This window comes from Kitasatospora sp. NPDC057738, assembly GCF_042798815.1.
In the GTDB taxonomy this organism is placed as follows: Bacteria; Actinomycetota; Actinomycetes; order Streptomycetales; family Streptomycetaceae; genus Kitasatospora; species Kitasatospora lactacystinica.
The window spans coordinates 177,791-191,049 of record NZ_JBHVJT010000001.1 but is presented as its reverse complement, the minus strand read 5'-3'; the positions used below and the strand labels follow the sequence as shown (position 1 = coordinate 191,049).

Genomic DNA, 13,259 nt, shown 5'->3' with positions numbered 1-13,259 from the left:
CGGGGTCGGCTTAGTACCAGTGGTGGGTCTGCCAGAAGTTCCAGGCGGCGTTCGGGCTGCCGTAGCGGGTGTTCATGTAGTCCAGCGCCCACTTGATCTGGGTGGTCGGGTTGGTCTTCCAGTCCGAGCCGTGCGTGGCCATCTTGGAGCCCGGCAGCGCCTGGGCCAGGCCGTACGCGCCCGAGCTCGGGTTGGTCGCGGTCACGTTCCAGCTGGACTCGTGGGCGATGATCTGGCTGAAGGACGCCAGCTGGTTGGCCGGGACGATCTGGGCGGCGATGGCCTGCGGGGAGGCGGTGGCGGCGTTCGCGGTGGCGGGCAGGACACCCGCGCCCAGGGCGGTCAGACCGGCGGCGCCGGCGAGAATCGCGGCGGAAGTGCGCATGCGGAGCTTGAAAGCGGGCATGAAGAACAGGACCTCAATCGGGTTGGGCCGGTCGCTCCCCGCCCAGGACCACGGCCGGACAAGGGCCGAACGGTTGCGGGGTGCGACGCGATCAGGAAGCCGTTCACCGGCGGGACAGGAGCCGGTGCGGCTGGCGATGGAAGCCATTGTTGCCAGACCGGATCGGCCGTCGCCAAGACCCGCTCGGTACGACCCGCGGTCGTACGGAACGGGGCGCCGTGGATTCGAAGGGCCGGCCGCGCGAAGCCTGCCGACCGGTGCTGAGCTGCGGGAACGCGGGGAGCGTCGGGGCGGCGCGGGTGCCGCCGGGGTGTCCACTACCGTCCGTCGTAGTCGTTGATCACGTGTGAGCGCACTCACCGTCCGGGGCTCGGGGGGCGTCACTCGCCGGTCCGGCGGCCGCACGGTGGGTGAAGATGATCAACGCTGCCTTGAGACCGGGGCCACACCGTGGTGCTGAGACCGGCGCCACACCGCCCCGGCCATGCCGATGCCGGTGTCACACGGTCGCGGCGGGACCGGAGCCGAGCCGCCGTGGTGGACGGCTAGCGCAGGTCGCCCAGTCGACGGTGCCGGGCGGCCCGGGCCGCGAGCCGGTCCGTTTCGGCGGTGGCCGCCAGGGCGCCGAGCGCCGCGCCGACCGCCTGCCCGAGCCGGGCACAGAAGGCCTCCGGCTCCTCGGCGGCGTCCGGCAGCTCCGGAACCACCTCGTCGACCAGCCCGACCTCGGCCAGGTGGCGCGCCCCGATCCCCTGGGAGCGGGCCAGCTCGGCGGCGTGCGAGCCGTCCCGGTGGACGATCGCCGAGGCGCCCTCCGGCGGCAGCGGTGCCAGCCAGGCGTGCTCGGCGGCGATCACCCGGTCCGCCGGGAGCAGCGCGAGCGCCCCGCCGCCCGAGCCCTGGCCGAGCAGTACGGCCAGGACGGGCGTGCGCAGCGCGAGCAGGGTGGTGAGGCAGTGGGCGATCTCCACCGCGATGCCGTCCAGCTCGGCCCGTGCCGACAGCTCGGCGCCGGCCGTGTCCACCACGGTGACCAGTGGCAGCCCGAGCTGTTCGGCCAGGCGCGCGGTGCGCCGTACGGCCCGCAGGTCGGCGGCGGTGAAGGGGCGCTCGTGCTCGGGGGTCTGCCGCTGCTGGCCGACGACCAGCACTGGCCGCCCGCCGAGCACGGCCAGTGCCCGGACCAGCGCGCCGCCGCGCCCGCCGGGGGCGTCCAGCAGCACCAGCTCCTCGGTGGTGTGCCGCAGCAGTTCGCGGGCGCCCGGGCGGTCGGGGCGACGGGTGCGGCGGACGGAGTCCCAGGCGTCCGGGTGTCCGGGGGCGTCCGGGTCGGTTTCGGGCTCGGGCTCGGTTTCGGGCTCGGGAGCAGGCGCGGACTCGGGGCCGGTGGAAGGGGCCGGCGGTGCGGCGGCGAGCACGGTCAGCGCGCGGCGGAGCAGTTCGCGCAGCTCCTGCGGCGGCACGACGGCGTCCACCAGCCCCTGGCCGGCGAGCGTCTCGGCCCGCTGGACGTCCGGCGGCAGCTCCACGCCGCGCAGTTCCTCGTACACCCGCGGGCCGAGGAAGCCGAGCCGGGCGCCCGGCTCGGCGAGGACCAGCTGCCCGAGCGTGCCCCAGGAGGCGAAGACCCCGCCCATGGTGGGGTTGCGCAGATAGGTGACATAGGGGAGGCCGGCGGCGCGGTGCGCCTGGACGGCGGCGGTGATCCGCAGCATGCAGAGGAAGGCCGCCGACCCCTCCTGCATCCGCGTCCCGCCGGAGACGGGCAGGGCGAGCAGCGGCAGCCGCTCGGCGGTGGCGCGTTCGACGGCGCGGGTGATCCGCTCGGCGGTGGCGACGCCGATCGAGCCGCCGAGGAAGCCGAACTCGGAGGCGATGAGGGCGACCGGCCGGCCGCCGATCAGGCCGAGGCCGGTGAGGACGGCCTCGTCCAGGCCGGTGCGCTCACGGGCGCGGTCGAGCGAGGCGCGGTAGCCGGGGTCGGCCCGGTCGGCGGCCGGCGGCTCGTCCCAGCTGCGGAAGCCGTCGGGGTCGACCAGCAGTCCGATCAGCTGGTGGGCCGTCAGTGCCGTGCCCGAGCCCGTACCCATGCCCACCCCGTCAGAGATCGTTCCGGCCTTGCCGTGATCCGCCACGCTACGGGGCACTCTATGCGGCGCGGTCCGGGCGGGACAGCTCCGGCTTGAGTTCGATGACGGTCGACCCTTGTGTCGGCCGGGCGGTTCGTGGGCGTCGTGCGGGTGGCCCCGGGGGCGGGGTGCGGTGGTCGGCGTACGGCTCAAGTCTGCGCAGGTAAAGGGGGGTTACTCACTGGTTAATAGTTTTTCCGAAGGCTTCCAGAGTTGACGGTGTCCCGCCACACTGAGGGGCATGACTCGCACTCTACGCGCGTGGAAGTCCCGCGCCGCCGCCGTCACCGCCGTCGCCCTGATGACCCTCGCCCCGGTCGCCGTCGCCACCGACGCGCACGCCGACGTGAGCGGAACGGTCTGCCTCTCCGCCCTCCCGTCGCAGGCCGCCGACACCCTCGACCTGATCGCCTCCGGTGGCCCCTTCCCCTACTCCCAGGACGGTGTGGTCTTCCAGAACCGGGAGGGCGTCCTGCCCGGTGAGTCCTACGGCTACTACCACGAGTACACCGTCATCACCCCGGGCTCCCCGACCCGCGGCGCCCGCCGGATCGTGACCGGCCGGTCCTACCAGGAGGACTACTACACCGGCGACCACTACGCCACGTTCTCCCTGATCGACCAGACCTGCTGAACCTCCACTGACCGACCGTCCCGGAACGCTTCCGGCACGACGGTGGCCCCGGCCCGCTTCCCCGCCGAGGTCACCGCCGTGCGGCCGGGCCGACTGCCGAGCGCGAAGCCGAGGCCGAAGCCGAAGCCGAAGTCGGAGCCGAAGCCGAAGTCGAGACCGAGAGCGAGACCGAGACCGAGGTCGCCGCGGCGACGGCCGCGCCGGGCTCAGAGCTCGGACGGCCCCCAGGCGCCCACCGTAAGCTCGTCCCCCACCCGCAGCGTGCCGGGCCGCAGCACCGCGAACTTGCTGCCGAACGCCACCCCGCCCGCAGCCGCCCGGCGGTACCGGGCCAGGGTGCGCAGCGGCTCCGGCCCCGCCTTGGTGCCGCTGGACTGGTCCAGCGTCGTCACGGCGCAGCGGATCGCCAGCTTGGCGTAGCCCAGTTCGGCCCCGCCCACCTCGATCCTGCGGGCCAGGTCCTCGGTGTGCGGTTCGGTCCAGCCGTCCACCACCAGGTTCGCGCGGAACCGGTCCATGGGCACCGGCCGGGCGTCGGAGAGCTCGTTGAAGTGCTCAAGCGAGGAATGCGACACCAGGAGCACGGCGCAACTGTCCGCATAGCCCGAGGTGCCCGGGGTCAGTCCGGTGGTCACCCGGTCGTGCTCCGGCGGTACCCGGACCAGCCGGCCGCGCGAGCCCAGCACCTCGGACAGCCAGTCGGCGGCCTCCTCGCCCTGATCGATGCCGAGGAACGGCAGATCGAACATCCGCACCTCGCGGCGCGGGCCCTCGGTGTCCACCGTCACCGACACCGGCTCCATGCCGGCGGCGGTCAGCGTCAGTGAGCGGCCGTCCCGCGTCACCGCCGGGCGGACGGTGGCCAGGACCGGGTCCCGGCGCTGGGAGCGGAACACGCCCTCCTCGTCCACCACCATGAACTCCCGGTCATGGGCCAGCCCGGCCCGGGTGAGCTCCGCCTGCGCGGCCGTCACCCCGGCGCAGCCCTTGACCGGGTAGTACCGCAGCTCCGTCACCGTGGCCATCGCTTGGTCGCCCCCTTCGTGCAGGCGCACCGTTCTGCGCCTGCGTACCGTCCATCTCGTCGACCCCACAGGGTAGTTGAGCGGCTCGGCGGGGCTGGTGGGCGGTGCCCGGTGGGCGAGCCCGGCGCTTGCTAGGGTCGGGGCATGGCACCACCGAGCAGCGCGAACCCCCCGGGGCGGCTCCGGCGGGACGCGCAGCGCAACCGCGACCAGCTGCTCGCCGCCGCCCGCGACATGTTCTCCCGGCACGGCCTCGACGTGCCGCTGGACCAGATCGCCAAGGAGGCCGGCGTCGGCAACGCCACCCTCTACCGGCACTTCCCGACCCGCGAGGCGCTGATCGCCGAGGTGTTCGAGGACGCCGGGGGCGGTCTGGCCGCCGCGGGCGAGGAGGCGCTCGCCGCCGAGGACGCCTGGAGCGGCCTCGAACGGTACTTCGGGCGGATCTTCGAGCTGGTCGCCGCCGACCGGGGCATCAACGACCTGGTCACCCAGGCCATCCCGGCCATCCCCGGAATGATCGAGATCAGCCGCCGGCACGCCGCCACCGTCGGCGTCCTGATCGCCCGCGCCCAGGAACAGGGCACCATGCGCCGCGACGTGGTCACCATGGACCTGCTCTTCCTCCTCGGCCCGCTCTGCCGTGCCCTGCCCGCCGCCACCGAGCTGCGCCCCGACCTCTGGCGCCGCTACCTCGCCCTCCTGCTCGACGGCTTCCGCGCCCGGGCCGCCCACCCGCTGCCGGTCCCGCCGATCGGGGAGGAGCACCTGGACCGGATGTTCGCGGACCTCTGGGAGGCGGGGTCGCCGGAGCAACCGGAGCAACCGGAGCGGCCGGAGTCGCCGGAGCGCTGAGCGCGCCTCGCCCGCGCGGCGTCAGGGACGCGTACGGAACGGCGGGCTCCACGTCAGAGCCGCGTCAACGGGCCGGTGCCGTACGGGCGCGGACCGCTTTGCTGGGGTGAAATCGGCGCGGTTCGGCGCGGTCCGGCGCAGCAAGGGCCAGGGCCGTCCGGTGCGCGGGCACCCGGGCACCTTGGCATCCGGGCACCTTGGCATCCGGGCACCTTGGCACCAGGGCATCCGCGCGCGGCCGGACGGAGAGGCAGGGGCGGAGCCATGGCGGACAGTGGTACCGACGAGGGCCGGATCGTGGTCGGCATCAGCGGCTCGCTCGGCAGCCTCGCCGCGCTGCACCACGCGGTGGCCGAGGCCCGCCGGACGGACGTCGAGGTGCTCGCGGTGCTCTGCTGGACCCCGCCCGGCGACGAACTCGGCTACCGCCGGACCCCGTGCCCGCCGGTGATCGAGGCCGGCCGCGACGCCGCCGTGGCCCGGCTGCGGCAGGCCCTCGACGAGGCCTTCGCCGGACGCTACGCGGGTGTCCGCCTGCGCTGCCAGACCGTTCGCGGCGACACCGGCCACACGCTGGTGCGGTGCGCCGACCGGCCCGGGGACCTGCTCGTCCTCGGCGCCGGCCGGGAGCGCGGCCGCCTCGCCCGGCTGGTGCACCCCTCGGTCACCGCCTACTGCGTGCGGCACGCCACCTGCCCGGTCCTGGCCGTCCCGCGCCCACCGCTGCAGCGCGACCTGGAGGCGCTGGAACGCGGCCGCGGGCCGCGGGAGCCGGCGGCGGGGAACGGCTAGCGGCCCGCGCGGCCCCGCGGGCGGGAGCCCGAGGACGGGCCTACGACAGTCCGGCCGCCTCGGCGAGGACGGCGGCGGTCCGTCGGCCGGCGGCCAGGGTGGCGGCATCGGTGGCCGGGAGGCAGCGGCGGGCCTCGGGACGGTAGGCGGTCATCACCACGCCGGCGTGGTCGGTGGGGAGTTCGAGGGTCCGTACCGCCGACATCTGCTTTGTCAGAGCGGCGCTCAACTGCCGGGTGTGCTCGACGTCCACGATCTCGTCCGCCGTGCCGTGGACCAGCCGGAGCGGGACGGGGGAGGGGCTGGCCGCCAGGTGGTCGAGCGGGGCCTCGCCGGTGGTGACGGCCCTGGTCGAGTAGTGGGAGGCGATGCCGACCGCGGCGGCGGGGCGCAGTTCGGCGGGGGTGTCGGGGTGGGTGGCCACCGCGATCGCCTCGCGGCCGCCCATCGACCAGCCGGCCAGGACGAGGCGCTTCGGGTCCCCGCCGTACTCGGTGGCGATCGGGCGGGCCCGGTCCAGCGAGGCGAGCAGTTCGGCACTGCCGCCGTCCGGCTGCGTGGCGTCCCAGTCCGGGACGAGCACCAGCAGCCCCAGCCCGGCGGCCTCCTGGGCCAACGGCCGCAGCACATCGCGCTCGTTCGGGCCGTTGCCGTGCCAGAGCAGCACGACGGGGGCCGGCCCGGTGGTGCCGGAGGCCGGAAGGTGGATGTCCGTCAGTCGTCCGGCGGTGTACGGAACCGTCCGGAGTCGAGCGTTCGTCATCCGGGATTTCCCTCCGATTCGTTGAATGATCACGGAGCTGGTACTGTACTTCTCGTTGCGAGGGAGCGATTCCTCCTCAGGCGTCAGTGGTGCTACCAGAGCACGTCCTACTTTCAGTAGGAAGAGTCCGTGCGACCCGGGCCTGGCGCTCCGAAATCGGACAGGGTCCGGTGCCGTGGAAACGGCGCCGGGCCCTGTCCGCGTTTCCGGGGCAGGACCCCGGCCGGGCAACGGCCTGACTGCGGCCGGGCAGCGGCCGGGCGAGGGCCGGCAGCGGCCCGGCGTTCAGGACGGCTGGCGGTCGGAGCCGAGTTCGCGGGAGATCCGCAGCCCGACCTGGGCGACGACCGGGCCGAGGGCGCGGACCCGGGCGGCGGTCATCCGTGAGGTGAGGCCGGAGACGGAGAGGGCGGCGGTGACCTCGCCGGTGTGGTCGAAGATCGGGGCGGCGACGCAGCGGACCTCGGGCTCGTTCTCGCGGTCGTCGATCGAGTAGCCGCGGGCGCGGATGCGGGCGAGGTCGGCGCGGAGCCGGGGCTCGTCGGCGATGGTCCAGGCGGTGACCGGGCGCAGCCCGGCCGCGACCACCTCGGCGACGGCCTCCTCGGGCAGCCAGGCCAGGATCGCCTTTCCGGTGGCGGTGCAGTAGGCGGGAGCCCGGCTGCCGACCCGGGAGGCCATCCGGACGTTGGTCTCGTCCTCGACCTTGTCCAGGTAGACGATCCCGGGGGCCTGCCAGACGGTCAGGTGGACGGTCTCGCCGGCCTCGCGCTGGAGCCGGCGCAGGTGCTCGGCGGCGACGCTGCGCAGGTCGAGGGTGGTCAGGTAGGCCTGACCGAGCCGCAGCGAGCCGTGGCCGAGCCGGAACCAGCCGGTCTCGCGGTCCCGGTCGAGGAGGTGCTCGTCCAGCAGGGGGCCGGCCAGTCGCAGCACGGTGCTCTTGTTGAGGCCGAGGCCGTCGGCGAGCTGGGCGAGCGGGACGCCGCGCCGGTCGCCGTGGTCGCGGACGTAGCCGAGGACGGCGAGGGCGCGGCGCAGCGAGGAGGACTGGTTGCGTTCGGTGGCGGGTTTCTTGGGCGCCGTCTCCGTCATGGGTCCGTTCCCTGGTGTCGTTCTGCCGGTGTTCCCCCGCAGGTCGGCGGCGGTTGTCAGAACGTACCCGTTCGCGACCCGATCGCCGCATCTTCGATACAACGTTGTGCAGTGCAAAACTTTCACCAACTCCCTCTTGTTGGCGCCGATCGGCCCCGCCTAACGTCCCTGCCATCGAGCAGGCGACGACGCCCCACCCGAGCGCTGCGCCCTGCCGTACCCCCACCACTTCACCCACCATCGGCCCCGGTCAGGGCCTGCTTCGACGTGCCCGTCCCCGGCGGCGGACGTCTCGGCGGCAGCTGTCGGGAGGGGAGGTCTCCACCATGCGACTCATCGGACGGACCGCCGCAGCCGCCGTGCTCGCCGCCGGCTGCCTGGCCGCCACCGCCTGTGCCCCCGGCACCGCCGCGCCGGCGAGCGACAAGGCCGCCGACGACCGGACCGGCACCGTGCAGGTCTGGCTGTACAACGAGGCCGGCAACGCGGCCAAGGAGGCCGTGATCTCCAAGGCCGTGGCCGAGTTCCAGGCCTCCCACCAGGGCGCCACCGTCAACGTCAGCTACATCGACACCGACGCCTCGGCCCGCGCCGCCAAGATGAAGGGCGCCTTCAACGACCCGAACAGCGCCCCCGACCTGGTCGAGTTCGGCAACACCGACCTGCCCGGCTACGTCGCCGCCGGCGGCCTCGCCGACATCACCGCCGACCTGGACAAGTGGCAGGACAAGGGCGACCTCGACCCGGCGATCGCCAAGACCGCCGTGGTGGACGGCAAGACCTACGGCCTGCCCTGGTGGGTCGGCGTGCGCGCGCTGTACTACCGCACCGACCTGTTCACCGAGGCCGGCCTCACCCCGCCGACCTCGTACGCCGAGCTGGTCGCCGCCAACCAGAAGATCCACGCCGCGCACCCGGACACCTTCGGCATCGCCGTCGGCGGCAAGTACACCTTCGCCGCGCTGCCCTTCGTCTGGGACGCGGGCGGCGACATCGCCGCCAAGGACGGCGCCGCGTTCAAGGCGGCGATCGCCTCGCCCGCCTCGCAGGCCGGGATCAAGCGCTACACCGACCTGTTCGGCGCGGACGGCTGCCCCGCCCAGCAGTGCGCGGACCTGACCGGTGGCAAGACCGTGGACCTGTTCGCGGCCGGCAAGTCGGCGATGGCGGTGCTGCTCAACTCCAACCGCGGCAAGGTGGACGCGGGCGCGGTCAAGGGCAAGTACGGCGTGGTGCCGCTGCCCGGTGAGAAGCCCGGCTCGATCGCCCCGGCCTTCGCCGGCGGCAACAACCTGGGCGTGATGAAGGCGGCCAAGCACCGCACGCTGGCCGTCGAGTTCGCCGAGCTGCTGGCGAGCCCCGCGTACCAGGAGCAGATGTACGACGCGATGGGCAACCTGCCGACGCTCAAGTCCGTCAGCGGCAAGGTGGCGGCGAAGGACGCGTTCCTGAAGCCCTTCACCGACACCATCGCGGCCGGCACCAGGTTCGTCCCGCTCGACCAGGCGTGGGCGCAGATCGACGCCCAGTCGGTGATCCCGACGATGCTCCAGCAGGTCGTCACCGGCAAGGCCGACGTGGCCAAGGCCTCGGCCGACGCCGCCGCGCAGATCTCCTCGGCCTTCGCCGCGCACTGACGGCCGGCCGCCGGCGGCGGCGCGCCACCGCCACCGCGCCCCGTGCGCGGTGACCCGAACCGCGCCGCCGCAGGCCCCGAGCCGCCGGCACCGCACCGTCGGCACCGCACCGTCGGCCGCAGGCACACCGCACCGTCGGCCACCGGCCGCGCACGGACGGCCCCCCTCCCGGTTCGTCTCAGAGAGCAGGTCCCGCACGTGTCCGTATCCACCTCGACCGCCCCGGCGCCGCCTTCCCCGCAGAGGCGCCGTGGGGGAAAGGCGCCGGCCGCACCCCCGGGCGGCCGGCGCCGGCGGCCCCCGCTGCTGCTGCTCCTGCCGGCCGCGGTCATCCTGATCCCGCTGGTCGCCTACCCGATCTACCAGCTGGGCCTGCTGTCCGTCCTCGACTTCGGGCAGGCCCAGGCCTCCGGCGGCGTCCCGACCTCCTTCGTCGGCTTCGGCAACTACACGAAGATCCTGGAGGACGAGCAGTTCTGGACGGTGCTGTTCCAGACCATCGGCTTCGCCGCGTTCTGCGTGGTCGCCACCCTGGCCGTCGGCGCCACCCTCGCGGTGCTGCTCACCAAGGTCGGCCGGTGGCCGCGGCTGGTGCTGACCACCGCGGCGATGGCCGCCTGGGCGGCGCCGGCGATGACCGGTTCGACGGTGTGGAGCTTCCTGTTCGACACCAACCTCGGTCTGGTCAACCACACCCTGGAGGGGCTCGGACTCTCCGGCTTCCACGAGTTCAATTGGTTCTACGACAAGTGGACGGCGTTCCTGATCGTCGGCGCCGTGGTGGTGTGGCACTCCTACCCGTTCGTGATGGTCACCCTCTACGCGGGCATCCGGGCGATCCCGGAGGAGATCATGGAGGCGGCCGCCCTGGACGGCGCCAACACCTGGACCACCTTCCGCCGGATCACCGCGCCGATGCTGCGGCCGATCCTGACCATCGTGGTCATCCAGTCGGTGATCTGGGACTTCAAGGTTTTCACCCAGATCTATGTGATGACCGAGGGCGGCGGCATCGCCGGCCAGAACCTGGTGCTCAACGTGTACGCGTACCAGAAGGCGTTCGCCTCCTCGCAGTACGGGCTGGGCGCGGCGATCGGCGTGATCATGCTGCTGATCCTGGTGATCCCGACGGTCCTGTACATCCGCACGCTGCGACGGACGGGGAACGAACTGTGAGCCCGGCGAACTCCTCCCCGGCCGCCGTGAAGCCGGCCGCCGTGAAGCCGGCCGGCAACGCCCGCGGCCGGAACCCCCGTGGTCGGAGCACCCGCGGCCGGAACGCCCGGGGCCGCTGGCGGCTGGCCGCCAACACCGGTGCGATCGTGCTGGCCGTGGTCACCGCGTTCCCGATCTTCTGGATGGTGCTCTCGGCCTTCAAGCCCAAGGGCGAGATCCAGTCCCTCGACCCCAGGCCGTGGACCGCCCACCCCACGCTGGAGAGCTTCCGGCAGGTGCTCAGCGTCGACGGATTCGGCCGCTACTTCGTGAACAGCCTGGTGGTCGCGCTGTCGGTGGTGGTGCTGTCGGCGATCGTGGTCTTCCTGGCGGCGGTGGCCGTGACCAGGTTCCGCTTCAAGTTCCGGACCACCATCATGGTGATGTTCCTGATCGCCCAGATGATCCCGGTCGAAGCGCTGACCATCCCGCTGTTCTTCATGTTCCGCGACGCCGGGCGGTTCGCCCCGGGCGTGGGGCTGAACACCCTGGCCTCGCTGGTCCTGGTGCAGCTGGCGTTCTCGCTGCCGTTCGGGATCTGGATGATGCGCGGCTTCGTCGCGGCCGTCCCGGTCTCGATCGAGGAGGCGGCGCAGATCGACGGGGCGGGCCGGACCCGCATCCTGTGGCGGATCCTGCTGCCGCTGGTGGCGCCGGGACTCGCCGCGACCAGCGTGTTCTCCTTCATCGCGGCGTGGAACGACTTCGTCTTCGCCAAGACCTTCATCATCAGCGCCACCCAGAACCAGACGCTGCCCTCGGCGCTGCTGGTCTTCTTCAAGCCGGACGAGAACGACTGGGGCGGCATCATGGCGGCGTCCACGCTGATGACCGTGCCGGTGCTGATCTTCTTCATCGCGGTGCAGCGCAAGCTGGTCTCCGGACTGGCCGGCGCGGTGAAGGACTGACGTCCGCCGAGGCCGCGCACCCGGGAGTCCCGCCGTCGGCGGGACTCCCCCGGCCGTCCGGGCCCGAGCGGCTCAGCCGGTCGGGAGGTCAGGAGGCCGGCGGTTCAGGAGACGAAGCCGACGACGTCGGCACCCTTCCGGCGCTGCGCGAGCCGGAGCCAGCCGACGACCTCCGCGACGGCCTCGGCCACCTCGCGCTCCGGCGCCGGGGCGCGGCCCTCGCGCTCGGCCCGTTCGAACTGCTCCAGCGCCCTCCGGCAGTCCTCGGCCGGCCAGGTGCTGCAGGACGGCACGTCGCAGGACGGCAGTTCGGCGGGAAGGCCGCCGCCGTACTGGAAGTCCGCGACCGAGACGGCCGTGATCCCGTACGCCTTCAGGCCGTCGTCGACCACCTCCAGCCAGTTGCCCCGGAAGGGTCCGAAGGAGTCGACCTCCAGGGGCTGCCCGACGAGCCAGCACAGCCGCCGGTACGCGTAGCCGTACTGGAAGGCGTGGTCCGCGTCCGCGGAGAAGGGCCCGCCGTGCACCACGGCGCGCAGCGCCTCCAGGGCGGTCGGCGCGCCCTGCGCGATCTCGTCGGCGAAGTGCTCGTCGGACCTGTCCAGGGACGGGCCGAAGTATGCGAGGGCCTCGTCGAGCGCCCCGTCGTTGCCGCTGCCGACGCGGACACGGAGCTCCGCGGGGTCGACCAGGTACGCGCGCAGGAAGGAACTCATGGCAGCACGGTAGCGGTCGCAACGGACAGCGGGTTCGGCGGGTCGGTCGTCCTCGGGAATCCGGTGAGTGTGCCGAACGGTCTTGCCAGGAAGGCAACTTGACGGGTTGGAGGGGGACGCTCCGGGTCCGGGTGTGCGGGTGTGCGGGTGTGCGGGTGTGCGGACGGGTGGATCGGTGGCGGGTTCGGCCGGGGCGGGCTCAGGCCGCCGCCGCGGAGTCCCGGGTCGGGACGGCGACCAGCACGAACTCCGCGCCGGCGTCGTCCCGGACCAGCGCGGTGCGGCCGAACGGCGCCGGCGCCGGACCGGTGACGACCGTGCCGCCGAGGGCGCGCAGCCGGTCGGCCGTACGGTCGGTGTCCCCGGTCGCGAAGTGGACCAGCCAGCGCGCCTCCGCGCCCGGGCCGGCGGGGCCGATGCTGCACGCGGGCAGGCCGGCCACCCGGGCGAGGGTGTGTCCCTCCCGTGGCCGGTCGTAGCCGTAGCCGAGGACCCGGTGGTAGAAGGCCCGGGCGGCGTCGGGGGCGGGGGAGAGGTGCTCGTTCCAGGCGAGCGCGCCCGGTTCGTCGACCAGGCCGGCGCCGTCGATGGTGCCGGCCTGCCAGAGTCCGAAGCGGGCGCCGAGCGGGTCGACGGCGAGCGCGGCTCGGCCCTGCTCGGGCACCTCGTACGGCTCACGGGCGAGGCGGCCGCCGGCGGCCCGGACCGCGGCGAGGGTGCGCGACGGATCGGGGCAGGCGAGGAAGGTGGTCCAGGTGGCGGGCGGGTCGGTCGGCCGGGCCCGTTCGACGGCCGCGACCTGGGCGCCGTACCGGGTGGCGACCGCCTCGGCGGGGCCGGTCGGAACGAACTCCCAGTCGAACAGCGCGCCGTAGAAGGCCTCTGCCCGTGCGGTGTCCGGCGTGGTGAGAACGACCCAGCACGGCACCCCGGCGCGGTAGTTGCCCGGTTTCGGCATGCGACCCTCCTGGCGGGCCCGGTGCCCGGTGCCCGGTGCCCGGTGCCCGGTGCCCGGCGTTCGGTGTTCGGCGTTCGGTGTTCGTCGCCACCGGCCCCACCCGCCAGCCTCCGCGCCCGGCGGGTGCGC

The 13,259-nt window shown here is 73.7% G+C and carries 13 protein-coding genes; 6 read left to right on the top strand and 7 right to left on the bottom strand.

Translation table 11 applies throughout. The annotated features are described in order from the left end of the window. Positions 1-10: 10 nt before the first annotated feature. Positions 11-385: a transglycosylase SLT domain-containing protein gene (locus tag ACFVGO_RS00805; protein WP_359907540.1), complete on the bottom strand. Its 375-nt coding sequence runs from the start codon at positions 383-385 to the stop codon at positions 11-13. Between the two features lie 566 nt (positions 386-951). Next, positions 952-2,496 carry a carboxyl transferase domain-containing protein gene (locus tag ACFVGO_RS00800; protein ID WP_380630471.1) on the bottom strand — a complete coding sequence of 515 codons (1,545 nt, stop codon included), beginning with the start codon at positions 2,494-2,496 and terminating at the stop codon, positions 952-954. 280 nt (positions 2,497-2,776) lie between these two features. On the opposite strand from ACFVGO_RS00800, the gene ACFVGO_RS00795 reads away from it, so the two are divergent. Then, the gene (locus tag ACFVGO_RS00795) at positions 2,777-3,169 is read left to right on the top strand and encodes a ribonuclease (RefSeq protein ID WP_380356563.1); all 393 of its coding nucleotides are present in this window, start codon (positions 2,777-2,779) and stop codon (positions 3,167-3,169) included. A 206-nt stretch (positions 3,170-3,375) separates the two neighbouring features. Here ACFVGO_RS00795 and ACFVGO_RS00790 read toward each other — a convergent pair whose 3' ends face one another. Continuing rightward, a complete protein-coding gene (locus ACFVGO_RS00790; RefSeq protein ID WP_359907546.1) occupies positions 3,376-4,194 on the bottom strand; it encodes an MOSC N-terminal beta barrel domain-containing protein in 819 nt (272 codons plus the stop codon). A gap of 144 nt (positions 4,195-4,338) precedes the next feature. On the opposite strand from ACFVGO_RS00790, the gene ACFVGO_RS00785 reads away from it, so the two are divergent. Together ACFVGO_RS00785 and ACFVGO_RS00780 are read left to right on the top strand one after the other, a co-directional pair. Next, positions 4,339-5,049 carry a TetR/AcrR family transcriptional regulator gene (locus ACFVGO_RS00785; RefSeq protein ID WP_380630470.1) on the top strand — a complete coding sequence of 237 codons (711 nt, stop codon included), beginning with the start codon at positions 4,339-4,341 and terminating at the stop codon, positions 5,047-5,049. Positions 5,050-5,313: 264 nt separating this feature from the next. Beyond that, a complete protein-coding gene (locus tag ACFVGO_RS00780) occupies positions 5,314-5,841 on the top strand; it encodes a universal stress protein (RefSeq protein ID WP_380630469.1) in 528 nt (175 codons plus the stop codon). Positions 5,842-5,881: 40 nt separating this feature from the next. Here ACFVGO_RS00780 and ACFVGO_RS00775 read toward each other — a convergent pair whose 3' ends face one another. Together ACFVGO_RS00775 and ACFVGO_RS00770 are read right to left on the bottom strand one after the other, a co-directional pair. Further along, on the bottom strand, positions 5,882-6,604 hold the full coding sequence (locus ACFVGO_RS00775) for an alpha/beta hydrolase (RefSeq protein ID WP_359907555.1): 723 nt from the start codon (positions 6,602-6,604) through the stop codon (positions 5,882-5,884). A gap of 285 nt (positions 6,605-6,889) precedes the next feature. Beyond that, on the bottom strand, positions 6,890-7,696 hold the full coding sequence (locus ACFVGO_RS00770; RefSeq protein WP_359907558.1) for an IclR family transcriptional regulator: 807 nt from the start codon (positions 7,694-7,696) through the stop codon (positions 6,890-6,892). 326 nt (positions 7,697-8,022) lie between these two features. On the opposite strand from ACFVGO_RS00770, the gene ACFVGO_RS00765 reads away from it, so the two are divergent. From ACFVGO_RS00765 to ACFVGO_RS00755, 3 genes are all read left to right on the top strand, one after another. Beyond that, positions 8,023-9,333, top strand: coding sequence for an extracellular solute-binding protein (locus ACFVGO_RS00765; protein ID WP_359907561.1), 1,311 nt, complete (start codon positions 8,023-8,025; stop codon positions 9,331-9,333). 198 nt (positions 9,334-9,531) lie between these two features. Further along, complete coding sequence (locus tag ACFVGO_RS00760; protein ID WP_359907564.1) at positions 9,532-10,509, top strand: sugar ABC transporter permease; 978 nt, start codon at positions 9,532-9,534, stop codon at positions 10,507-10,509. 122 nt (positions 10,510-10,631) lie between these two features. Then, positions 10,632-11,456, top strand: coding sequence for a carbohydrate ABC transporter permease (locus ACFVGO_RS00755; protein ID WP_359907610.1), 825 nt, complete (start codon positions 10,632-10,634; stop codon positions 11,454-11,456). 104 nt (positions 11,457-11,560) lie between these two features. Here the strand turns inward: ACFVGO_RS00755 and ACFVGO_RS00750 are convergent, their stop codons facing one another. Both ACFVGO_RS00750 and ACFVGO_RS00745 read right to left on the bottom strand, forming a co-directional pair. Then, positions 11,561-12,172 (bottom strand): hypothetical protein, encoded by a 612-nt coding sequence (locus ACFVGO_RS00750; protein ID WP_380630467.1) that lies wholly within the window; start codon positions 12,170-12,172, stop codon positions 11,561-11,563. Positions 12,173-12,371: 199 nt separating this feature from the next. After that, positions 12,372-13,130 carry a VOC family protein gene (locus ACFVGO_RS00745; RefSeq protein WP_380630466.1) on the bottom strand — a complete coding sequence of 253 codons (759 nt, stop codon included), beginning with the start codon at positions 13,128-13,130 and terminating at the stop codon, positions 12,372-12,374. Positions 13,131-13,259 lie beyond the last annotated feature (129 nt).

Coding starts and splice junctions, on each gene's coding strand:
- ACFVGO_RS00785 (WP_380630470.1), top strand. CDS start 4,339: ATGGCACCACCGAGCAGCGCGAACCCCCCGGGGCGGCTCCGGCGGGAC.
- ACFVGO_RS00780 (WP_380630469.1), top strand. CDS start 5,314: ATGGCGGACAGTGGTACCGACGAGGGCCGGATCGTGGTCGGCATCAGC.
- ACFVGO_RS00800 (WP_380630471.1), bottom strand. CDS start 2,496: ATGGGTACGGGCTCGGGCACGGCACTGACGGCCCACCAGCTGATCGGA.
- ACFVGO_RS00775 (WP_359907555.1), bottom strand. CDS start 6,604: ATGACGAACGCTCGACTCCGGACGGTTCCGTACACCGCCGGACGACTG.
- ACFVGO_RS00770 (WP_359907558.1), bottom strand. CDS start 7,696: ATGACGGAGACGGCGCCCAAGAAACCCGCCACCGAACGCAACCAGTCC.
- ACFVGO_RS00795 (WP_380356563.1), top strand. CDS start 2,777: ATGACTCGCACTCTACGCGCGTGGAAGTCCCGCGCCGCCGCCGTCACC.
- ACFVGO_RS00805 (WP_359907540.1), bottom strand. CDS start 385: ATGCGCACTTCCGCCGCGATTCTCGCCGGCGCCGCCGGTCTGACCGCC.
- ACFVGO_RS00750 (WP_380630467.1), bottom strand. CDS start 12,172: ATGAGTTCCTTCCTGCGCGCGTACCTGGTCGACCCCGCGGAGCTCCGT.
- ACFVGO_RS00765 (WP_359907561.1), top strand. CDS start 8,023: ATGCGACTCATCGGACGGACCGCCGCAGCCGCCGTGCTCGCCGCCGGC.
- ACFVGO_RS00745 (WP_380630466.1), bottom strand. CDS start 13,130: ATGCCGAAACCGGGCAACTACCGCGCCGGGGTGCCGTGCTGGGTCGTT.
- ACFVGO_RS00790 (WP_359907546.1), bottom strand. CDS start 4,194: ATGGCCACGGTGACGGAGCTGCGGTACTACCCGGTCAAGGGCTGCGCC.